The organism is Streptomyces sp. NPDC001852, from assembly GCF_042891825.1.
Taxonomy (GTDB): Bacteria; Actinomycetota; Actinomycetes; order Streptomycetales; family Streptomycetaceae; genus Streptomyces.
In genome coordinates this window covers 272235-293258 of record NZ_JBIATN010000012.1, presented here as the reverse complement: position 1 = coordinate 293258, position 21024 = coordinate 272235, and the positions used below count along the sequence as shown (strand labels likewise).

The window sequence follows — 21024 nt, the reverse complement described above, 5'->3', positions numbered from 1 at the left end:
TACGCGGGCGACCAGGGCATCCACAACCGTTCGGGGTGTCCGCAGTGACCAGGCGTGGGTCCAAGACTCACTCCCGCTCACTGATTAGGAACGGTTCCGAGAAACAGCAGTGGTTCAAGGACTGGTTCAAGCAGTACTACGGCAGCGAGGAGGACGACGTCTTCGCGTTCGCCTTCCAGTACGTCGTGGGCGCCCCGGCCAAGAAGGACGACCAGGGCATCCAGTACGCGGGGCACGCCACCTACGGCCCCCTCAAGGCCGACGGCGTCGACCGCTACGAACAGACCGACTTCTACGACTACCTGGGCATCCCGTACACCTTCCGGGACGGCGTCACCCAGTACCCGCAGAAGGACCGCCTGGGCGCCGTGGACTGCTCCGGCTATCTGCGCCTGGTCTACGGCTACCGCGCCCGATACCCGCTGATGTCCGACAACGACCACGGCGACGGGCTCCCGCGCACCGCCGACGGCATGGCCCGCGGCAAGGAGGGCGTCGACATCATCGAGCTGCAGGGCCCGAGCCCCTGGTACACGCGGCCGCAGAACATCGACCTCCTCCAGCCCGGCGATCTGCTGTTCTTCAAGATGGACCACCGCACCGGCAACCACATGGACCACTCCGCGATCTACCTCGGCCCGGACACCGAGGGCCACAAGGTGTTCATCTCCAGCCGCAAGGAGCAGAACGGCCCCACGATCGGCGACCAGGGCGGTGTCTCGCGCCTGGACGGAAACGGCTTCTACGCGGGGCTGTTCCGCACCGCGAAGCGGCTGTGACCAGGGAGGGCGAGGGTGTTGATGCGGCACTCGGCCAGGGCGGACCGGTGAACGGCGACTGGCTCCTGCGCGGCCGGGACGGCCGGCTCGGTGTCTACCGGCTGTCGGGCGACGCCGTCCTGTGCCGGGCGGAGCGCGAGCCCGGCGGTCCCTGTGCCGACGGCTACGCGCACCTGGTGCCCTGGGGCCCACCGGCAAGGGCGAGTCGGGCCTCGTCCACTCCACCCACTTCCGCCCGCGCCTCGCTGCGCTGGACTGGAGTCCGCTCGCCCACCCGCTGAAGAAGGGCGACGACCGCACGGGCACGCCCGCGGTCACCGTCGACGCACAGGGCCGCGCCCATGTCTTCGTGCCCGACGGCCGGGGCCGGGGTGCGGCTGCTCGCGCAGAAGGAGAAGGGCGGCCGGCAGGCCTGGCGGGACCTGAAGGGCCGCGAGGTGCGTGACGGGCTCGCCGCGGTGACCGGCGAGTCCGGCAGGGTCGAGCTGTACGCGGCCGTCCCCGACGGGATCCTTTACTGGCGCCAGGAGGAGCCGGCCGCGGAGCCGGTCCTGACGGAGTCCCTGCGCGCGCTGGTCCGCCCGGCCCCCTCCACGCCCTCGCCACCTCGCCCGACAGCACGACCCTCTACTACACCGACACCTCCGGCGGCCTGTGCGCCTGGCGCCCCGGCGGCAAGCCGGTCACCCTGCTGCCGTCCGCCGGTTCCGGCCCGGTCGCGGCGGCAACGCTGTCCCCGTCCACGGACCAACTCCTGCTGACCCGGCGGAAGGACGAGCCGAGCCTGGCCCTGGAGGCCTGGCGGCAGGTCTGAGTGCGCCATGATGGCCGGCGTGGACACCGAGACTCTCATCGACGCCTGGCGGCGTCTCCTCGCCGGCTCCGGAAAGACATGGGTGCTGTTCGAGCACGGCACCTGCGTGGTGCTCGAACGGCCCGCCGGGGAGGACCTCGCCGCCCAAGCCACCGGGATCCTGCGGGAGTTCGGGCCGGTACGGGTCGGGGGCCCCGCGGGCGACTTCCGCGTGCTGGAACTGCACAACGGCGAGGGCTGGCTCGTGACCGGCCACCACCCGGACGTGGTCACCTTCGTCCCGCTGGACGACTCCGCCGATCCCTCGCACCTGGCCGTCGGCATCCTCGGCCGCTCCCGGCGCGACCGGGACGGCACCGAACTGCACGTCGTCCACGTCGAGGACGACCGCGCGGCGGAGGCCTGACAACGCCGATGCCCGGCACACCAGTCGGTGTGCCGGGCATCGTACGACCGTACGCGGTGCCCTACGCGGGGATGCTCGCCACGCCCTGCGCCAGGAACTTCTTGCCGTTCACGCGCTCCGAGACGCCCTCGCGGTCCAGGTACGGCGTGATACCGCCCAGGTGGAAGGGCCAGCCGGCGCCGGTGATGAGGCAGAGGTCGATGTCCTGGGCCTCGGCGACGACGCCCTCGTCGAGCATCAGGCCGATCTCCTGCGCGACCGCGTCCAGGACACGGGCGCGGACCTGCTCCTCCGTCAGCACGGTGTCGCCCTGCTTCAGCAGCGCGGCGACCTCCGGGTCCAGCTCCGGCTTGCCGCTGTCGTAGACGTAGAAGCCGCGCTTGCCCGCTTCCACGACCGCCTTGAGGTTCGGGGAGACCTTGAAGCGCTCGGGGAACGCGCCGTGCAGCGTCTCGGAGACGTGCAGGCCGATCGCCGGGCCGACCAGCTCCAGCAGCACCAGCGGGGACATCGGCAGACCGAGCGGCTCGATGGCCTTCTCGGCGACCTCGACCGGGGTGCCCTCGTCGATGACGTTCTGGATCTCGCCCATGAAGCGGGTCAGGATGCGGTTCACGACGAACGCCGGGGCGTCCTTGGTGAGGACCGCGGTCTTCTTCAGCTTCTTGGCGACGGCGAACGCGGTGGCCAGGGAGGCGTCGTCGGTCTTCTCGCCGCGGACGATCTCCAGCAGCGGCAGCACCGCGACCGGGTTGAAGAAGTGGAAGCCGACGACCCGCTCGGGGTGCTTCAGCTTCGACGCCATCTCCGACACCGACAGCGAGGAGGTGTTGGTCGCCAGGATCGCGTGCGCCGGGGCGACCGCCTCGACCTCCGCGAAGACCTGCTGCTTGACGCCGATCTCCTCGAACACGGCCTCGATGACGAAGTCCGCGTCCGCGAAGCCCTCGGCCTTGTCCAGGACACCGGTGACCAGCGCCTTGAGGCGGTTGGCCTTGTCCTGGTTGATCCGGCCCTTGCCGAGCAGCTTGTCGATCTCGGCGTGGACGTAGCCCACACCCTTGTCGACGCGCTCCTGGTCGATGTCGGTCAGCACGACCGGCACCTCCAGGCGGCGCAGGAAGAGCAGGGCGAGCTGCGAGGCCATCAGGCCCGCGCCGACCACGCCGACCTTGGTGACCGGACGCGCCAGGTTCTTGTCCGGGGCGCCGGCGGGACGCTTGCCGCGCTTCTGGACGAGGTTGAACGCGTAGAGACCGGCGCGCAGTTCACCGCTCATGATCAGGTCCGCGAGGGCCTGGTCCTCGGCGTCGTAACCCTGCTGCAGGTCGCCGTTCTTGGCGGCGGCGATGATGTCGAGGGCGCGGTAGGCGGCCGGGGCCGCGCCGTGCACCTTGGAGTCCGCGATGAAGCGGCCCTTGGCGACGGCCTGGTCCCAGGCCTCGCCGCGGTCGATCACCGGACGCTCGACCTGGACGTCGCCCTTGAGGACCTGCGCGGTCCACAGCAGCGACTGCTCCAGGAAGTCCGCGCCCTCGAAGATCGCGTCGGCGATCCCGAGCTCGAAGACCTGCTTGCCCTTGAGCTGCTTGTTCTGGTTCAGCGAGTTCTCGATGATGACCGAGACGGCCTTGTCGGCGCCGATCAGGTTCGGCAGCAGGGTGCAGCCGCCCCAGCCGGGGACCAGGCCGAGGAAGACCTCGGGGAGCGAGAACGCCGGGACGGCCTTGGACACCGTGCGGTAGGTGCAGTGCAGACCGACCTCGACACCGCCGCCCATGGCCGCGCCGTTGTAGTAGGCGAAGGTCGGCACGGCCAGGCTCGCCAGACGCTTGAACACGTCGTGGCCGCCCTTGCCGATGGCGAGCGCGTGCTCGTGCTCCTTGAGGACCTCGACGCCCTTGAGGTCGGCGCCGACGGCGAAGATGAACGGCTTGCCGGTGATGCCGGCGCCGACGATCTCGCCGTCCGCCGCCTCCTTCTCGACCTGGTCGATGGCGGTGTTCAGGTTCGCCAGCGAGCCGGGGCCGAAGGTGGTCGGCTTGGTGTGGTCGAAGCCGTTGTCCAGCGTGATCAGCGCGAAGCGGCCGGCGCCGAACGGCAGGTCGAAGTGGCGTACGTGCGCACTGGTGACGACCTCGTCGGGGAACTGCTGCGCGGCCTGCTTCAGAAGCTCGGCGGTGGTGCTCACTTGTCCCCCTCGAAGTGCGGGTTCTCCCAGATGACCGTCGCGCCCATGCCGAAGCCGACGCACATGGTGGTCAGGCCGTAGCGGACGTGCGGCTGCTCCTCGAACTGGCGGGCCAGCTGCGTCATCAGGCGGACGCCGGAGGAGGCCAGCGGGTGGCCGAAGGCGATGGCGCCGCCGTACTGGTTGACGCGCGCGTCGTCGTCGGCGATGCCGTAGTGGTCGAGGAGGGCCAGCACCTGGACGGCGAAGGCCTCGTTGATCTCGAACAGACCGATGTCGGAGATGGACAGGCCCGCCTTGGCGAGGGCCTTCTCCGTGGCCGGGATCGGGCCGTAGCCCATGACCTCCGGCTCCACGCCCGCGAAGGCGTAGGAGACGAGCCGCATCTTGACCGGCAGGCCGTTCTCGCGGGCGAAGTCCTCGGAGGCGATGATCGAGGCGGTGGCGCCGTCGTTCAGACCGGCCGCGTTGCCCGCGGTGACCCGGCCGTGCACGCGGAACGGCGTCTTCAGGCCCTGCAGGTTCTCCAGGGTCGTGCCCGGGCGCATCGGCTCGTCGGCGGTGACCAGACCCCAGCCCGTCTCACCGGCCTCGGCGTTGGTGCGGCGCACCGAGATCGGCACCAGGTCCTGCTGGATCTTGCCGTTGGCGTACGCCTTGGCGGCCTTCTCCTGCGAGCGCACCGCGTACTCGTCGGCACGCAGCTTGGTGATGTGCGGGTAGCGGTCGTGCAGGTTCTCCGCGGTCATGCCCATGAACAGGGCGGACTCGTCGACCAGCTTCTCGCTCACGAACCGCGGGTTCGGGTCCACGCCCTCGCCCATCGGGTGCCGGCCCATGTGCTCGACACCACCGGCGATGACGGCGTCGTAGGCACCGAAGGCGATCGAACCGGCGGTGGTCGTCACGGCGGTCAGGGCGCCGGCGCACATGCGGTCGATGGAGTAGCCGGGGACGGACTGCGGCAGGCCCGCGAGGATGCCGGCCGTACGACCCAGGGTCAGGCCCTGGTCACCGATCTGCGTGGTCGCGGCGATGGCGACCTCGTCGATCTTCTTGGGGTCCAGACCGGGGTTGCGGCGCAGCAGCTCCCGGATCGCCTTCACGACAAGGTCGTCGGCGCGGGTCTCGTGGTAGATGCCCTTCGGGCCCGCCTTGCCGAACGGGGTGCGGACGCCGTCGACGAAGACGACGTCCCTGACGGTACGAGGCACGATGGCTCTCCTCCAGATGCGGGATGGCACTGCCGCGCTGCGCTGAGCGCGCGCTCAGGACTCATGCTACTTACGAGTAACGTAACTGCCCAGTCCTGTTCGGGGGAGCGGCGAACGTCACACCCCGAAGGCGCTCACACGCTCCCGGTCTCCCCGTCCCTTTCCTGTACGGGCCGTCCCAGGATCTTGGCGTGATCTCGACGCCGCCGTTCCGCTTCCGCACGCCTTCCCGGCGGCGCGCGGCTAGGCCCTGTCGTCAAACTCCCGTCGTCCGCCCGAAGGGCGGGCCCTGCGGCGTCAGGTGCGTGCTCTCGGGGTCCCCCCGGCCGAAGGCTGGGGGAGTGCCGGGCCCTGGCCCTCGTACTGGACGTACTTGGGCCCAGGCCCGGTGCGGCGAGAGTGCGTGCATGGCGTCGCGGGGCGGGGGCCACCTCCCGGCCGAAGGCTGGGGGAGGGAGTTTGACGACAGGGCCTAGGCCCCCCGCACGGTCAGCGCGGCGACCAGCACCGGCGTCACCAGCTCCACCTGCCAGGGGCGCGCGCCGTACCCGGCGAGCGCGGCCGCCACGGAGTCGGCGTCCACCACCTTCGGCGGCTCCCAGCAGATCCGCCGGACCGTGTCGGGGGAGACCAGGTTCTCCTGCGGCATGGTGAGCCGCTCGGCGACGGAGGTCACCCCCGCCCGGGCGGCGGAGAGCCGTGCCGCGGCGGCGGGATCCTTGTCGGCCCAGGCCCGCGGCGGCGGCGGCCCCGTCACCGGCTGGCCCGGCTGCGGCAGCGCGGCGTCCGGCAGGGCCTTGGCCCGGTCGACCGCCGACTGCCACTGCTCCAGCTGCCGCCGCCCCATCCGGTGCCCGAACCCGTTCAGCCCCGCGAGCACGTGGACGTTGGCCGGAAGCGCGAGCGCCGCCTCCACGATGGCGGCGTCACTGAGCACCTTGCCCGGCGACACGTCCCGCCGCTGCGCGATCCGGTCCCGCATCTCCCACAGCTCCCGTACGACACCGAGCTGCCGGCGCCTGCGCACCTTGTGCATCCCGGACGTGCGGCGCCACGGGTCCTTGCGCGGCTCGGCCGGCGGCGCGGCCGCGATCGCGTCGAACTCCTGCAGCGCCCACTCCAGCTTGCCCTGCCGGTCCAGCTCCTTCTCCAGGGCGTCGCGCAGGTCGACGAGGAGCTCCACGTCGAGCGCGGCGTACCGGAGCCAGGGCTCGGGCAGCGGCCGGGTCGACCAGTCGACCGCGGAGTGCCCCTTCTCCAGGACGAAGCCGAGCACGTTCTCGACCATGGCGCCGAGGCCGACCCGGGGGAACCCGGCGAGCCGGCCGGCCAGCTCGGTGTCGAAGAGCCGGGCCGGGACCATGCCTATTTCGCGCAGACAGGGCAGGTCCTGGGTGGCGGCGTGCAGTACCCACTCGACGCCGGACAGGACCGCACCGAGCCGGGACAGGTCGGGGCAGGCCACGGGGTCGATCAGCGCGGTACCGGCACCCTCGCGGCGCAGCTGCACCAGGTAGGCGCGCTGGCCGTAGCGGTAGCCGGAGGCGCGCTCGGCGTCGACGGCGACCGGGCCGGAGCCCGCGGCGAAGGCGGCGACCACCGCGGCGAGCGCGGCCTCGTCGGCGACGACGGGAGGAATGCCCTCGCGGGGTTCGAGCAGTGGTGTCGGCGCCCCCAGCACAGAAGATCCGGCGTCATCCGGAGGAGTGCCTCCGGTGGTACGCAGGGAGCTGTCTGCTGTGGTGTCTTGGGCGTCGGTCACCTGTCAAGGGTATCCGTGTGTCGACGGCGCCCGTCGACGGAACGTTCCGTCGACGGGCGCCGGAGGGTCGTAAACCAGTCAGGCCGGTGAAAGGCGCGGTTCATGCGAGTGAACCCGCTGGGGCTTCGAACGGCTCGGTCAGCGGCTCAGTGGATGATCCCCGTGCGCAGGGCCACGGCCACCATGCCGGCCCGGTCGCCCGTGCCCAGCTTGCGGGCGATGCGGGCGAGGTGGCTCTTGACGGTCAGGGCGGACAGGCCCATGGAGACGCCGATCGCCTTGTTCGACTGGCCCTCCGCGACCAGCCGCAGCACCTCGACCTCTCGGCCGGACAGCTCGCGGTAGCCGCCCGGGTGGCTCGGGGCACCCGGGGGGCGGCGGTGCATCCGGGCGGCGCCGAGGGGAGCGGCGCCGGGCCGGGCGGGCAGGCCGAGGTTGGTACGGGTGCCGGTGACGACGTACCCCTTGACCCCGCCGGCCAGTGCGTTGCGCACCGCGCCGATGTCGTCGGCGGCGGACAGCGCCAGCCCGTTGGGCCAGCCCGCGGCACGGGTCTCGGACAGCAGGGTCAGGCCGGAGCCGTCGGGCAGGTGGACGTCGGCGACGCAGATGTCGCGCGGGTTGCCGATGCGGGGACGAGCCTCCGCGATGGACGAGGCCTCGATGACATCGCGCACGCCGAGCGCCCACAGGTGGCGGGTGACGGTGGAACGGACGCGCGGGTCGGCCACGACCACCATGGCGGTCGGCTTGTTCGGGCGGTAGGCGACCAGGCTTGCGGGCTGCTCGAGGAGAACGGACACCAGGCCTCCTGGGTGGGGGGACGGGGCCGGCTTGTGGGGATGAAGCCGGGACGAACCGTGCTTTCAAGGTCACAGTCGTCTTCGGCAGCAAACTCGTCCGCCTTTAGAGAATGATCACGATCTAGTGAGTAACAATCTGTGCAATTCGGACACGCGATCGATCACCCGAAGATCGAGTCGGTTCGAGCCGATGCGATTCAGGGTCGGAAAGTGGCCGTATCGACAAAGACATGGTCAATAAGCCGCCCATGCGGATGAAGCCGCGGGCCGACCGCTTCGCTCACCGTGACTGTGGGCCCCTGCGCTGCGGCAGCGTCACCACCGAGGCGTCGCCCGGACCGGCCGGCGGCAGCCCCGCGACCTGGGCCAGCAGATCGCACCAGGAGGCCAGGTGGGCGGCCGTGTCCGGCACCCCGCCCAGACCCTCACGGGGCGTCCAGGACGCCCGGATCTCGATCTGCGAGGCCGCCGGCCGCTCGGCCAGCCCCCCGAAGTAGTGCGAACTCGCGCGCGTGATCGTCCCGCTCGGCTCGCCGTAGCCGAGCCCGCGCGCCTGCAGCGCCCCCGTCAGCCACGACCAGCACACCTCGGGGAGCAGCGGATCGGCGGCCATCTCCGCCTCCAGCTCCGCGCGCACCAGCGTCACCAGCCGGAAGGTCCCGCGCCAGGCGTCGTGACCCGCCGGGTCGTGCAACAGCACCAGCCGTCCGTCGGCCAGCTCCTGCTCACCGTCGACCACCACGGCTTCCAGCGCGTATGCGTACGGGGCGAGCCGCTGCGGGGCAGGCGTGGGCTCCACCTCGACCTGCGGCCGCAGCCGGCAGCTGCGCAGGGCGTCGACCGCGGCCAGGAACGCCGGCGGCCCCGGAGTACCGGAACGCCGGTCCGCCTCCTCGGTGTCCTTCACGTCGTCCATTCCGTCGGCGCTGTCCGACATTCGTCCGTGAGCCGCAGCCATGCGGGGAAGAGTAAGGGGAAGCGCGGCTTTGTGCAGGGCAAGACACAGCAGGTGGCCGCGGGCAGTCGTGCCGTGGGACACCGGGCGGGGCACGATCCCCTGGCATGCGAAACTTGCCCCGTGACCGCCAACACCAGCATGCAGCCGACAGCCACGTACGACAGTGCCTTCCTCAGGGCGTGCAGGCGCGAACCGGTGCCGCACACCCCGGTGTGGTTCATGCGCCAGGCCGGCCGCTCCCTGCCCGAGTACCGCAAGGTGCGCGAGGGCGTCCCCATGCTCGAGTCCTGCATGCGGCCCGAGCTGATCACCGAGATCACGCTGCAGCCGGTGCGCCGCCACCACGTGGACGCGGCGATCTACTTCAGCGACATCGTCGTCCCCCTGAAGGCCATCGGCCTCGGCCTCGACATCAAGCCCGGCATCGGCCCGGTCGTCGAGGAGCCCATCCGCACCCGCGCCGACCTGGCCCGGCTGCGCGACCTCACGCCCGAGGACGTCTCCTACGTCACCGAGGCGATCGGCCTGCTCACCAAGGAGCTGGGCGCCACCCCGCTGATCGGTTTCGCGGGCGCGCCTTTCACCCTCGCGAGCTACCTCGTCGAGGGCGGTCCCTCTCGCACGTACGAGAACGCCAAGGCGATGATGTACGGCGACCCCGAGCTGTGGGCCGACCTGCTGGACCGCCTCGCCGACATCACGGCCGCCTTCCTGAAGGTGCAGATCGAGGCCGGCGCGAGCGCGGTCCAGCTGTTCGACTCCTGGGTCGGCGCCCTCGCCCCGGCCGACTACCGGCGCTCGGTCATGCCGGCCTCCGCGAAGGTCCTCGACGCCGTCGCCGGCTACGGCGTCCCGCGCATCCACTTCGGTGTCGGCACCGGTGAGCTGCTGAAGCTCATGGGCGAGGCCGGCGCGGACGTCGTCGGCGTCGACTACCGCGTCCCGCTGGACGAAGCGGGGCGCCGCGTCGGCCCCGGCAAGGCGCTCCAGGGCAACCTCGACCCGACGGTCCTGTTCACCGACAAGGACACCGTCGAGGCCAGGGCCCGCGAGGTGCTGGACGCGGCCGCCGGCCTGGAGGGCCATGTCTTCAACCTCGGGCACGGCGTGATCCCGAGCACCGACCCGGACGCGCTGACCCGGCTCGTGGAGTACGTCCACACCACGACCGCCCGCTGACTCACCAGGTGTGACGGGGCCGCGCCCGCCTGCCGAACAGCAGGCCGCGCGGCTCCGGCGGGGGCGGTGTGCCGGGCTTGAGCGGCCAGGCGAGCAGCATGCCCGCCACGAAGCCGACCACGTGCGCCGCGTACGCCACCGTGCCCGCCCCGGACACGCCGTGCCCGGACGAGTAGACCGCCTGCAGCAGGAACCAGAAGCCCAGCACCAGCCAGGCGGGCAGCCTCAGCGGCAGGAAGACCAGGAACGGCACGAGGACCCACACCCGCGCCCTCGGCCACAGCACGATGTACGCGCCGAGCACCCCCGCGATCGCTCCGGACGCGCCGATCAGCGGGTCGCCCGAGGTGGCGTTGAGCAGCGCGAAGCCGTAGCCGGCCGCGTAACCGCAGACGACGTAGAAGAGGAAAAAGCGGATGTGGCCCATCCGGTCCTCGACGTTGTTGCCGAAGATCAGCAGGAACAGCATGTTTCCGAGCAGGTGCAGCCAGCTGCCGTGCAGGAACATCGCCGTGAAGACCGACAGCGGCGGTGACTTGTCGTAGCTCGGCGGTGCCACGACACAGCCCGGGCCGTGCGTGCCGATGCCCACCTGACCGGTCGGTACCAGTCGCGGCATCTGATCGTGGATCAGCTCCCGCGGCACCGCCGCGTAGTGGTCCATGAAGGCCTGCAGATGGCACAGCTGCGCCAGATCGCTGCCACCGGCCACGGAACCGGCTATGCCGGGGGTGTTGATGAACACGAGGACGTTCGCGGCGATGAGGGCGTACGTCACCCAGGGGGTGCGGCGCACCGGGTTCACGTCATGGACGGGTATGACCACACAGAAGTAGTGCCCGGGATGCGGCGGGCGAATCGGTGAACGGCACGGGGCGGGTGTGCGTATCTCCTGTCAACCGACGTGAGGATCAGGCGATGAACGAGCGAGTTGCTCCTCCGATGCACGCTCTGCCCGACGGTGAGGCGGAGATCTCTCTGGTGGTACGGCTCCCCTGGGAGGACGTCGCACGCCTCGGCCAGGAAGCGGGGCGGCTCGCCTCGCAGATGCAGCGGCCCGTGACACTGGACGAGGCGGTCAGCTATCGGCTGAGGTCCACGCGGCCCACGGCCACGCATGCGAAACCCGCGGGTGAGCAGCCGCCGGCAGCCGTCTCCGCTCTGCCACGCATCAGCGGAACGGCCTAGGAGAGGCGTACCTTCGCCGCCGCCTTTCTCGCCGCCACCAGGACCGGGTCCCACACCGGTGAGAAGGGCGGGGCGTAGCCCAGGTCAAGGGCTGTCATCTGTTCCACCGTCATCCGCGCGGTCAGTGCCACCGCGGCGACGTCGACCCGTTTCGCCGCGCCCTCCCGGCCGACGATCTGGACGCCGAGCAGCCGGCCCGTGCGGCGTTCGGCGAGCATCTTGACCGTCATCGGGGAGGCGCCGGGGTAGTAGCCGGCGCGGCTGGTGGACTCGATGGTGACGGTCTCGTACTTCAGGCCCACCCGGTCGGCGTCCTTCGCGCGCAGGCCGGTGCGGGCGATCTCCAGGTCGCAGACCTTGCTGACCGCCGTGCCGACCACGCCCGGGAAGGTGGCGTAACCACCGCCGGCGTTGGTACCGATGACCTGCCCGTGCTTGTTGGCGTGGGTACCCAGCGGGACGTACTGGTCCTGGCCGGAGACCAGGTTCAGCACCTCCACGCAGTCGCCGCCCGCCCAGATGTTCCCGTGGCCGCGCACCCGCATCGCGAGGTCGGTGAGCAGACCGCCATGGGCGCCGAGGGGCAGGCCCGCGGCCCTGGCGAGAGCGGTTTCCGGGCGGACACCGATGCCGAGGACCACCACGTCCGCGGGGTACTCGGCATCCTGAGTGGCCACCGCGCGGGCCCGCCCGTCCTCCCCGGTGAGGATCTTGGTGACCTCGGCGTCGTTCACCATGGTGATGCCGAGGCCCTCCATGGCCCGGTGCACCAGGCGGCCCATGTCCGCGTCGAGCGTCGACATGGGCTCCCTGCCGCGGTTGACGACCGTCACCTCGAAGCCGCGGTGGAGCAGGGCCTCCGCCATCTCCACGCCGATGTAACCGGCGCCGACGACGACCGCCTTGCGGCCACGCGTGCGTGCCAGGGTTTCCAGCAGGGCCTGGCCGTCGTCCAGGGTCTGCACACCGTGCACCCCGGGCGCGTCCGCGCCGGGCAGGTCGGGGCGGACCGGGCGGGCGCCGGTGGCGATGACGAGCTTGTCGTACGACGTCCAGGACTCGGCGCCGGAGTCGACGTCACGCGCGCGTACCCGCTGTCCGGCCGTGTCGATCTGCGTGACCTCGGTGCGCAGCCGCAGATCGATCCCGCGCGCCCGGTGCTCCTCGGGGGTGCGGGCGATCAGGGCGTCGCGTTCGGGGACGTGGCCGCCCACCCAGTACGGGATGCCGCACGCCGAGAAGGAGGTGAAGTGGCCGCGCTCGAAGGCCACGATCTCCAGCTCGCCCGGCCCCTTCAGCCGGCGCGCCTGCGACGCCGCGGACATGCCCGCGGCGTCGCCGCCGATCACGACCAGTCGTTCCGTCCCGTTCTGCCCGCCGCGCATGCTCATGGGACCACGCTACGGGGTGCGGGCGGGTCGGTCCCGGTCCGGCCGCTCCTCGGAGGATTCCGGCGCCGGACGGGCCGACGGCAGCGGGCCCAGCGCGGTCATCGCGGCCGCGGGCTTTGGCCGGCGCGGCAGCCGGGGCCGAACGACCCGCCGCCACAGCAGCGCCGAGGCGGCGGCACACGCCGCGAACGGCAGGGCGGCGCCGAGCGCGAGGACGATCCAGCGCAGCAGGGTCACGAACACGTGCCAGCCGCCGGACAGGGCGTCCACGACGCCGGGGGAGTGGTCACCGGCCGCCTTCCGCACCGGCTTCGCGGACAGCGACAGCGTGATGGCGGCGAGGCTCGTGCGGTCCTTCAGGGACGCCTGCCGGGCCAGCAGCGACTCCAGGTCGGCCTGACGGGTGCTCAACTCGCCCTCCAGGGCGACGACATCGCCCAGCTTCGTCGCCCGGCCCATCAGCGCGCGGATCCGGTCCACACTGGCCCGCTGCGACCTGACGCGGCTGTCCACGTCGACGACCTGGTCGGTGACGTCCTCGGCCTGGGCCGTACGGTCGATCAGCCCGCCCTCGCTCTGGAGGCCGGCCAGCACCGTGTCGTACTCCGCGCTCGGCACGCGCAGCACCACCTGCGTGTGCTCACGGCCGTCGGCGTCCCGGCTCGTGCTCTCCCTGCCGACGTAACCGCCCGCGCCCTCCGCGGTGGTCCGGGCCTGGTCCAGGGCCTTGGGCACGTCCTTCACCTGGAGGGTGAGGGAGGCCGTGCGGATGATCGCGTTCTGGGGGACCAGGGGTGCCTTCGGGGCCGGCTTCGTGTGGTCGGCCGTGCCCGGTCCGGCGGCCGCGTCGGCGCCGTGCGCCGCCGACTTCGCCGAGGCGCCGCCGCCCGAGTCGCCGGCACCGCCGCATCCGGCGAGGGCGAGGGAGGCGGCGAGCAGGATCCCGGCAAGAGCACGGGCGTGTGCGGAACGCGGTGCGGGCATGGGAGACCCCCCGAGGGCTGTGGCTGTGACGGTCCTACGACGGCCGGACGTGCCGGAACGTTCGGACGGCGGCCCCGCACGGAGGACCTGAGGCCCTGGCGGGAGTGTCAGTGGGGTCTGAGAGAGTGGAGGGCATGAGCGCAACGGGTTCAGGTACGGGGCATGTCGTCGTCATCGGAGCCGGTGTCGCCGGGCTGGCCGCCGCCCACCGGCTGCTCGGGCGCGGCACCCGCGTGACCGTGCTGGAGGCCGCGGACCGGGTCGGCGGCAAGCTGCTGCCCGGCGGGATCGCGGGCGTGCGGGTCGACCTGGGCGCCGAGTCGATGCTCGCCCGCCGCCCCGAGGCCGTAACCCTCGCCCGCGAGGTGGGCCTGGCCGAGCGGCTCCAGCCGCCGGCCACCGCGACCGCGTCGATCTGGACCCGCGGCGCCCTGCGCCCCATGCCCAAGGGCCATGTGATGGGCGTCCCCGGCACCGCCGCCGCGCTCTCCGGCGTCCTCTCCGAAGAGGGCCTGGCCCGCATCGACCGCGACGCCGACCTGCCGCGCACCGAGATCGGCGACGACGTGGCCGTGGGGGAGTACGTGGCCGCCCGGCTCGGCCGCGAGGTCGTCGACCGCCTCGTCGAGCCCCTGCTCGGCGGTGTGTACGCGGGCGACGCGTACCGCATCTCGATGCGCTCGGCCGTCCCTCAGCTCTTCCGGGCCGCCCGCACCCACACCTCCCTCACCGAGGGAGTCCGCGAGATCCAGGCCGGGGCGGCGGCGAACCAGCAGACCGGCCCGGTCTTCATGGGCATCGAGGGGGGCGTGGGCACCCTGCCGCTCGCGGTCGCCGACTCCGTCCGGGCCCGCGGCGGCGAGATCCTGACCGGCACAACGGTCACCGGGCTGCGCCGCGAGGCGCCCGGCGGCTGGCGGATCACGGCCGGGGAGCGCGTGCTGAGCGCCGACGCCGTGATCGTCGCCGTACCCGCCCCGGCCGCCGCGCGGCTGCTGAGCGCCGAGTCCCCGGCGGCCGCCGCCGAACTGGCCGCCGTCGAGTACGCCTCGATGGCGCTGGTCACCCTCGCCTACCGCCGCCCGGGCCTGAACCTCCCCGGGGGCAGCGGCTTCCTGGTCCCGCCCGTCGACGGCCGCACCATCAAGGCGTCCACGTTCGCCTCCGCCAAATGGCGCTGGATCGCCGAGGAGGACCCGGACGTGGTCGTGCTGCGCACCTCCGTGGGCCGCCACGGCGAGACGGAGATCCTCGAGCGGGACGACGCCGCCCTCGTCGAGGTGTCCCGGCACGACCTGCGCGAGGCCACCGGCCTGGACGCGGTGCCCCTCGAGACCCGGGTCACCCGCTGGACCGACGGTCTGCCCCAGTACCCGGTCGGGCACCACGCGCGTGTGGCCCGCATCCGCGAGCAGGTCGCCAAGCTGCCGGGCCTCGCGGTGTGCGGCGCGCAGTACGACGGCGTCGGCATCCCGGCGTGCATCGCGAGCGCGTACGCGGCCGTCGACCAGCTGGCGGGCGACATGAACGGAGTCCGGGAGCTCACGGCCAACCCGGTGCAGAGCCTCCACGGCGGAGCGGGAGAATAGGAACCATGAGTGACGACGCCCCCACCACCGAGTCCGGCAGGATCCCGAACAAGGGCAAGCTGGCCAAGGACCTCAACGAGGTCATCCGCTACACCCTCTGGTCGGTCTTCAAGCTCAAGGACGTGCTGCCGGAGGACCGCGCGGGTTACGCCGACGAGGTCCAGGAGCTGTTCGACCAGCTCGCCGCCAAGGACGTGACGATCCGCGGCACCTACGACCTCTCCGGCCTGCGCGCCGACGCCGATCTCATGATCTGGTGGCACGCCGAGACCAGCGACCAGCTGCAGGAGGCATACAACCTCTTCCGCCGCACGAAGCTCGGCCGCGCGCTCGAGCCCGTGTGGTCCAACATGGCGCTGCACCGCCCGGCCGAGTTCAACCGCTCGCACATCCCGGCGTTCCTCGCCGACGAGACGCCCCGCAACTACGTCAGCGTCTACCCGTTCGTGCGCTCCTACGACTGGTACCTGCTGCCCGACGAGGACCGCCGCCGCATGCTCGCCGACCACGGCAAGATGGCCCGCGGCTACCCCGACGTGCGCGCCAACACGGTCGCCTCGTTCTCCCTCGGCGACTACGAGTGGATCCTGGCCTTCGAGGCCGACGAGCTCCACCGCATCGTCGACCTCATGCGCCACCTCCGCGGCTCCGAGGCCCGCAGGCACGTCCGCGAGGAGATCCCGTTCTTCACGGGCCGCCGCAAGGACATCGCGGAACTGGTGGCGGGCCTGGCCTGACCAGCCGCCTCAGGGGCAGCGCCCCGAAGCGGCAGGGGCACTCAGCGCCGCCCGCTCCCCAGAGAGTTTCGCTGGGACTGTTTTGTCGGCCGAGCCGCCGCAGGCAACTGGTGCGGCGCGCACGACGCGCGCCGCCCAGGCACCCGGCCCTCCAGCAAGTACGCGTCGACGTGGCCGTTGACGCACTTGTTCGGACCGCCCCCGATCCCGTGCGTCCCCGCGTCCCGCTCGGTCACCAGCACCGAGCCGGCCAGCCGCCGGTTCATCTCCAGCGCGCCCGGGTACGGCGTCGCCGCGTCCCGCTCGGCCGCCAGGATCAGGACCGGCGGCAGTTCGCCCCGCCCCGTGCGCACGTCCAGGGGCTGCTGCCGGGGCGCCGGCCAGTAGGCGCAGGGCAGGTTCATCCACGCGTTGTCCCAGGTCTCGAACGGCGCGACCCGGGCGAGCCGGGTGTTGTCCCGGTCCCACACCTTCCAGTCCGTCGGCCAGGGAGCGTCGTTGCACTCCACGGTCGTGTAGACCGCGTTGAGGTTCTCCGCCTCCGCGGCCGACGCCGCGCTCGGCGCGGCCAGCCGGACCAGCGGCTTGGCGTCGCCGTGCAGATAGGCCGACAGCGCCCCGGCCTGGCCCGGCCAGTAGCTGTCGTTGTATCCGGCCGACAGGAAGGCGCTCTGCAACTGGCCGGGACCGACCTTGCCCCCGGCCGCCTTTCCGGCCAGCCGCTCGCGCGCGGTGTCGTAGCTGCGCTGCACCTTCTCCGGGGTGTCACCGAGCCTGTAGACGTCGTCGTGGCGGGCGATCCAGTCCCGGAAGTCCGCCCAGCGCTCCTCGAACGCCGCCGACTGGTCGAGGTTGTTCCGGTACCAGATCTTGTCCGGGGCGGGATCCACCGCCGAGTCCAGCACCATGCGCCGCACGTGCGAGGGGAACATCGCCGCGTAGAGCGCGCCGAAGTAGGTGCCGTACGACGCTCCCATGAACGTCAGCCGGTCCTCGCCCAGCGCGGCCCGCAGCACGTCCAGGTCCCGGGCGTTGTTCAGCGAGGTGTAGAAGCGCAGCTTGCTCCCGGAGCGCCGGGCGCAGCCGCGGGCGTACGCCCTGGCCTGGGCGATGCGCTGCCGCTTGTACGCCTCCGAGGGGTGCGTCGGCGAGGCGGTGGGGGACCTGACGAAACTCTTCGGATCCTCGCAGGACAGCGGCGCGGAACGGCCCACACCGCGCGGGGAGTAGCCGACCATGTCGTAGGCGGCGGCGATCCGCTGCCACACCGGGACCCGGCCGACCAGCGCGAAGAACATGCCGGACGCGCCGGGGCCGCCGGGGTTGTAGACGAGGGCGCCCTGCCGGGGGACCCTCCGCTTGCTGTTGCGCGGGTCCTGCTGCGTGGCCGGGGTCCGGCTGACGGTCAGTTTGATCTGCGCGCCGTCCGGGTGGGCGTAGTCGAGCGGGACGGTCACCGTGCCGCACCGCACGGTGCTCGTCGCCTTCGGCACGTCGGCCGGGGAACACGCGCCGAAGTCGATGCCCGCCGCCCGGGCGCGGGCCACGGCCACCTCGGTGCCGCGCAGCTCGGCCGTGCCGGGGGCACCGGGCGCCCCGGCCGCACCGCCGGCCGGGGCGGCGGCCAGGGTGGTCAGCAGCAAGGTCCCGGCGGCCGAGTACAGGGCGGCAGCTCTCATCGCGTATCCCTTCGATGCGGCGGCGATGGCACGGCTGCCCCGCCCCGGCGACAACAGAAGGGATATTTCGTTCGGCTCTCGGTGAAGGCAAGCACCATCCGGCCGGTGTCGGCGCCAATGCCCCCTATGCGCCCCTCGACGACCCTGCGGAGGCCCGTCCGGGTGCCCTCACTCCCGCCAGGGCTGGTCGCGGTGGGTGAAGGCGGCGCGCAGCTGCGGCTCGCCGATCGCGCGGACCCCGCGTACGGCGACCGAGGTCAGGAACGACCGCTCGTCGCCGGCGGGCCTGCGCACCAGCGCGCCCAGCAGCCGCTGCCCGGCCGGGGAGGCCCAGCGCGAGTACGGATGCACCTCGAAGCGGGCGATGGCGAGGCAGCTCAGGGACAGGGTGAGGGGCAGGGCGAACCACAGTCCGACCAGCAGCCGGGGCGTCCCGGTGTGGATGGGCAGCAGCAGCGCGGTCACCCCGAGCGCCGCCACGGCCAGTGCGGCGGCCCGCACCTGGCGGACGGCGGCGCCCACGGTCGCCCCGGCCCCGTCCGGGACGGCGAGACCGGCGCGCACCAGCCGGTCGGCGAGCCGCCGTACCGCCTCGGCGCCGGCCGCCCGGGCCCGCGCCGGTGCGATGCGCGACTGGCCCTCCGGTCCTATGGCCCCTATGACGGACCGCTCCATCTCGTCGCGCCCCTCGGGGTCCACCACCGTGGCCCAGCCGGTGTGCGCGAGCAGCAGGCGCCGCTGGCGGGCCATGGAGACCATCGTCACATCGGCGACCCGGGCGGGGCCGCCGGAGAGGAAGGCCGCCTCGTACAGCGTCAGATCGTGCTCCCGGCCCACCGTCGCGGCATCCGCGTCCAGGGCCGCCGCGCGGACGGCCGCCAGGCACAGCCGGGTGCACGCCGTACCGGCGAAAGACCAGGCCAGAAGCAGGAGAAGGACCCAGAACATGACGTGTTTCTATGCCAGAGGCCTGGGTGAACGCCATGCCCTGTTCATCATCCGGACACAGTGTTAGCAGTATGTGACGTTCCGTTTCCCGCCCAGGTCAGCGGGTCAGGAGCCGCTCGTCGCCGGTGGCGGGCTGGTGGTGGCGGGCGGCATGGAGTACGACTCGGCCGGCGACGGGGTGACCGGCACGGCCGCGCCGGGCTCGACCGCGGGCGGGGTCGGGACGGGCGTGGGGGAGGCCGCCAGCTCCTGCGCGAGGGCGGCGAAGTCGACGTACCCCGTCGCCTCCAGCACCTTGATGTGATCGAGGACGGTCGCGTTCGCGTCGTCGGCGAGGTCGCGGACCAGGGAGTTCTGGGTGCCGGCCCGGACCTCGGCGACCAGCGCGTACACCCGGCCGTGGGCGAGCCGGACGAGGCCGGCGAACTGGCGGTCGAAGTCCTGACCCTGCGCCGACTTCAGGGTGTCGAGCCACTCCTGCTGCTGTGCGTTCGGCTCGTTGGGCAGGGGTATGCCGAGCTGGCCGGCGACGGTGCGGACATGGGCGTCCAGCGAGGTGTGCCCGTCGACCAGGTGCTGGCCCGCCGTGCGTACGGCCGCCGTGGTCCCCTTCCGTTCCGCCAGTTCGCCGGCGGGCAGCGCCCAGAGCCCCGCCAGCCGGATCTTGGTGATGAAGTCCCGGTCCTGCGCGGACAGCGGGCCGTACGGGGTCGTCACGGTCTGGGCGCTCAGGACGGTGGCACCGGCCGCCGGGCCCGGGCGGTCGGCGTACGACCAGAGCGGGTAGAGCAGCGCCGCCGCGGTGGCCGCGAGGGCCGCGATGACGAGGCCCGTGCCGCTGAATATGCCTCGGCCCTTGATCGGGGGTCGGGGTCGCATGACGCCTCCTGTAGCGCACCGCACGCGAGTGTGCAGAGGGGTGGGGTGCGGGCGGCATATTACTCGGCTGCGTTCAGGAGTTCGGCCGGGTGCGCAGAGGTGTGGGGTGGTTACGCTGCGTCGACGGCTGCGGGTGCGTTGTGGTCAGCCACACCCGCGCATACGCACCGTAGCTGCGGGCAGTCGTGCCGTCGGGCACCCCTCACGCCGCCCGCAGCAGCCTCCGTGCCACCCGAGCCACCCGCCCACCCGGCCTCGGTGCGGGGCCCGCCCGGTCCAGCCACCACTCCCGGAGCCGTCGCCGGGCGTCCGCGTCCTCCGGTCGCCCGGAGGCGAGCAGGTGCCCGGCGAAGTCCAGGGCGTCCCGGCGGTACCCCCCGCTCATCGGCCGCACCCGGGCGTAGTCCAGGAACGCCGCCCGGTACCCGGCGCCGAGGATGACCGGCAACTCGGGTGCCACCTTCGCCACCACGTCCGCCCGCTTCGAGGCGAGGGCCCGTGCCTGCACCGCCATCCGCACCCGGTCGAACCCCTCGGGCACGGGCGTCCCGGCCACCAGCGCGGACAGTACGGCGGCCTGGGCGACGGCGAGCCGCTCCCGCGCCCGGACCGCCGGCCGCGCCGGCGCGGCGACACCCCCGTCTGCCGGGCCACCGCCGGCCCCGGTCCCCGTGCCCCCGGCGGCCCGTGTGCGCCCGGCCGCCACGGCGTCCCGGATCATCGTCAACTCCCGCTCCAGTTCGACCGGTTCGGGGAAGTTCTCGTCGCGTTCCAGGAGGACGCCGGGCGGTGCGGTGCGGGAGGCGAGGTCGGTCAGGATGTCGAGGACCGGGCGCGGCACGGGGTGGGCGTGGCTGTCGTGCCAGACGCCGTCCCGCTCGAAGCCGCCCGCGACATGGACGTAGGCGATCGCCTCCACGGGCAGCGCGGCCAGCGCCTCGGCCGGGTCCTCGCCCCGGTTGACGTGGTTGGTGTGCAGGTTGGCCACGTCGATCAGGAGCCGTACGCCGGTGCGCTCGACCAGCTCGGACAGGAACTGCCCCTCGGTCAGCTCCTCGCCCGGCCAGGAGAACAGCGCGGCGATGTTCTCCAGGGCCAGCGGGACGGGCAGGGCGTCCTGCGCGATGCGCACGTTCTCGCAGAGCACGTCCAGGGCGTCCCTGGTGCGCGGCACCGGCAGCAGGTGCCCGGCCTCCAGGCAGTGGGAGGCGGTGAGCGGGCCGCCCGCGCGCACGAACGCGATGTGCTCGGTGACCAGGGGGGAGCCGAGGGCCTCCGCGCGCTCCGCCAGCGCCGTCAGCCGGGCCTCGTCGGGGCGGTCGGCGCCGCCGAGGCCGAGGGAGACGCCGTGCGGGATCACGGTCACGCCGCGCTCGCGCAGCCGCAGCAGGGACGCGGGAAGGTGGCCGGGGCAGACGTTCTCCGCCACGACCTCCACCCAGTCGATGCCCGGCATGCGCTCAACGGCCTCCGCGATCTCCGGTCGCCAGCCGATTCCCGTGCCCAGTCGCCGCATGGCCCCT

Annotated in this window: 18 protein-coding genes and 1 pseudogene; 7 read left to right on the top strand and 12 right to left on the bottom strand. The window is 72.6% G+C overall.

From position 1 onward, the window contains the following. From ACFYZB_RS22755 to ACFYZB_RS22745, 3 genes and pseudogenes are all read left to right on the top strand, one after another. On the top strand, positions 1 to 779 hold a 779-nt coding region (locus ACFYZB_RS22755), incomplete at its 5' end, for an NlpC/P60 family protein (protein WP_388761438.1). A gap of 47 nt (positions 780 to 826) precedes the next feature. Further along, positions 827 to 1593 (top strand): annotated as a pseudogene (locus ACFYZB_RS22750) (hypothetical protein). Positions 1594 to 1603: 10 nt separating this feature from the next. Next, positions 1604 to 1999: a hypothetical protein gene (locus ACFYZB_RS22745; RefSeq protein WP_388761472.1), complete on the top strand. Its 396-nt coding sequence runs from the start codon at positions 1604 to 1606 to the stop codon at positions 1997 to 1999. A 61-nt stretch (positions 2000 to 2060) separates the two neighbouring features. Here the strand turns inward: ACFYZB_RS22745 and ACFYZB_RS22740 are convergent, their stop codons facing one another. The 5 genes from ACFYZB_RS22740 to ACFYZB_RS22720 form a co-directional block, all read right to left on the bottom strand. Then, entirely contained in the window at positions 2061 to 4190 is a 2130-nt protein-coding gene (locus tag ACFYZB_RS22740) for a 3-hydroxyacyl-CoA dehydrogenase NAD-binding domain-containing protein (protein ID WP_388761436.1), read from the bottom strand. Beyond that, entirely contained in the window at positions 4187 to 5404 is a 1218-nt protein-coding gene (locus ACFYZB_RS22735; protein ID WP_351211099.1) for an acetyl-CoA C-acyltransferase, read from the bottom strand. Before ACFYZB_RS22735 ends, ACFYZB_RS22740 begins: the two co-directional genes overlap by 4 nt. 472 nt (positions 5405 to 5876) lie before the next feature. Continuing rightward, complete coding sequence (locus tag ACFYZB_RS22730; RefSeq protein ID WP_388761435.1) at positions 5877 to 7166, bottom strand: ribonuclease D; 1290 nt, start codon at positions 7164 to 7166, stop codon at positions 5877 to 5879. A 146-nt stretch (positions 7167 to 7312) separates the two neighbouring features. Continuing rightward, positions 7313 to 7969: a response regulator transcription factor gene (locus tag ACFYZB_RS22725; RefSeq protein ID WP_351211103.1), complete on the bottom strand. Its 657-nt coding sequence runs from the start codon at positions 7967 to 7969 to the stop codon at positions 7313 to 7315. Positions 7970 to 8249: 280 nt separating this feature from the next. Beyond that, a complete protein-coding gene (locus ACFYZB_RS22720) occupies positions 8250 to 8927 on the bottom strand; it encodes a DUF3000 domain-containing protein (protein WP_388761431.1) in 678 nt (225 codons plus the stop codon). A gap of 138 nt (positions 8928 to 9065) precedes the next feature. Here ACFYZB_RS22720 and hemE point away from each other — a divergent pair, with 138 nt between their 5' ends. After that, positions 9066 to 10106, top strand: a complete 1041-nt coding sequence (hemE, locus tag ACFYZB_RS22715; RefSeq protein ID WP_388761469.1) for a uroporphyrinogen decarboxylase — start codon at positions 9066 to 9068, stop codon at positions 10104 to 10106. A gap of 1 nt (position 10107) precedes the next feature. Here hemE and ACFYZB_RS22710 read toward each other — a convergent pair whose 3' ends face one another. Continuing rightward, on the bottom strand, positions 10108 to 10932 hold the full coding sequence (locus tag ACFYZB_RS22710; protein WP_388761428.1) for a rhomboid family intramembrane serine protease: 825 nt from the start codon (positions 10930 to 10932) through the stop codon (positions 10108 to 10110). A 92-nt stretch (positions 10933 to 11024) separates the two neighbouring features. Here ACFYZB_RS22710 and ACFYZB_RS22705 point away from each other — a divergent pair, with 92 nt between their 5' ends. Then, positions 11025 to 11294 carry a hypothetical protein gene (locus tag ACFYZB_RS22705; protein WP_351211111.1) on the top strand — a complete coding sequence of 90 codons (270 nt, stop codon included), beginning with the start codon at positions 11025 to 11027 and terminating at the stop codon, positions 11292 to 11294. Here ACFYZB_RS22705 and ACFYZB_RS22700 read toward each other — a convergent pair. Together ACFYZB_RS22700 and ACFYZB_RS22695 are read right to left on the bottom strand one after the other, a co-directional pair. After that, positions 11291 to 12685: an FAD-dependent oxidoreductase gene (locus ACFYZB_RS22700; RefSeq protein WP_388761425.1), complete on the bottom strand. Its 1395-nt coding sequence runs from the start codon at positions 12683 to 12685 to the stop codon at positions 11291 to 11293. The genes ACFYZB_RS22705 and ACFYZB_RS22700 overlap by 4 nt on opposite strands. Before the next feature lie 9 nt (positions 12686 to 12694). After that, the gene (locus tag ACFYZB_RS22695; RefSeq protein WP_388761423.1) at positions 12695 to 13669 is read right to left on the bottom strand and encodes a DUF4349 domain-containing protein; all 975 of its coding nucleotides are present in this window, start codon (positions 13667 to 13669) and stop codon (positions 12695 to 12697) included. 134 nt (positions 13670 to 13803) lie between these two features. Between ACFYZB_RS22695 and hemG the strand changes: the two genes are divergently transcribed. Both hemG and hemQ read left to right on the top strand, forming a co-directional pair. After that, a complete protein-coding gene (hemG, locus tag ACFYZB_RS22690; RefSeq protein WP_388761421.1) occupies positions 13804 to 15258 on the top strand; it encodes a protoporphyrinogen oxidase in 1455 nt (484 codons plus the stop codon). 5 nt (positions 15259 to 15263) lie between these two features. Continuing rightward, a complete protein-coding gene (gene hemQ / locus ACFYZB_RS22685; protein ID WP_351211119.1) occupies positions 15264 to 15995 on the top strand; it encodes a hydrogen peroxide-dependent heme synthase in 732 nt (243 codons plus the stop codon). Between the two features lie 41 nt (positions 15996 to 16036). Here the strand turns inward: hemQ and ACFYZB_RS22680 are convergent, their stop codons facing one another. From ACFYZB_RS22680 to ACFYZB_RS22665, 4 genes are all read right to left on the bottom strand, one after another. Next, on the bottom strand, positions 16037 to 17674 hold the full coding sequence (locus ACFYZB_RS22680) for an alpha/beta hydrolase (RefSeq protein WP_388761419.1): 1638 nt from the start codon (positions 17672 to 17674) through the stop codon (positions 16037 to 16039). A gap of 168 nt (positions 17675 to 17842) precedes the next feature. Beyond that, the gene (locus tag ACFYZB_RS22675; protein WP_388761417.1) at positions 17843 to 18622 is read right to left on the bottom strand and encodes a TIGR04222 domain-containing membrane protein; all 780 of its coding nucleotides are present in this window, start codon (positions 18620 to 18622) and stop codon (positions 17843 to 17845) included. 105 nt (positions 18623 to 18727) lie between these two features. After that, positions 18728 to 19501, bottom strand: coding sequence for a DUF4142 domain-containing protein (locus ACFYZB_RS22670; protein WP_388761414.1), 774 nt, complete (start codon positions 19499 to 19501; stop codon positions 18728 to 18730). 202 nt (positions 19502 to 19703) lie between these two features. Further along, entirely contained in the window at positions 19704 to 21017 is a 1314-nt protein-coding gene (locus ACFYZB_RS22665) for a DUF692 domain-containing protein (protein WP_388761412.1), read from the bottom strand. Positions 21018 to 21024: the final 7 nt, after the last annotated feature.

Coding starts and splice junctions, on each gene's coding strand:
- ACFYZB_RS22745 (WP_388761472.1), top strand. CDS start 1,604: ATGGCCGGCGTGGACACCGAGACTCTCATCGACGCCTGGCGGCGTCTC.
- ACFYZB_RS22720 (WP_388761431.1), bottom strand. CDS start 8,927: ATGGCTGCGGCTCACGGACGAATGTCGGACAGCGCCGACGGAATGGAC.
- hemE (WP_388761469.1), top strand. CDS start 9,066: ATGCAGCCGACAGCCACGTACGACAGTGCCTTCCTCAGGGCGTGCAGG.
- ACFYZB_RS22705 (WP_351211111.1), top strand. CDS start 11,025: ATGAACGAGCGAGTTGCTCCTCCGATGCACGCTCTGCCCGACGGTGAG.
- ACFYZB_RS22700 (WP_388761425.1), bottom strand. CDS start 12,685: ATGAGCATGCGCGGCGGGCAGAACGGGACGGAACGACTGGTCGTGATC.
- ACFYZB_RS22695 (WP_388761423.1), bottom strand. CDS start 13,669: ATGCCCGCACCGCGTTCCGCACACGCCCGTGCTCTTGCCGGGATCCTG.
- hemG (WP_388761421.1), top strand. CDS start 13,804: ATGAGCGCAACGGGTTCAGGTACGGGGCATGTCGTCGTCATCGGAGCC.
- hemQ (WP_351211119.1), top strand. CDS start 15,264: ATGAGTGACGACGCCCCCACCACCGAGTCCGGCAGGATCCCGAACAAG.
- ACFYZB_RS22680 (WP_388761419.1), bottom strand. CDS start 17,674: ATGAGAGCTGCCGCCCTGTACTCGGCCGCCGGGACCTTGCTGCTGACC.
- ACFYZB_RS22675 (WP_388761417.1), bottom strand. CDS start 18,622: ATGTTCTGGGTCCTTCTCCTGCTTCTGGCCTGGTCTTTCGCCGGTACG.
- ACFYZB_RS22670 (WP_388761414.1), bottom strand. CDS start 19,501: ATGCGACCCCGACCCCCGATCAAGGGCCGAGGCATATTCAGCGGCACG.
- ACFYZB_RS22665 (WP_388761412.1), bottom strand. CDS start 21,017: ATGCGGCGACTGGGCACGGGAATCGGCTGGCGACCGGAGATCGCGGAG.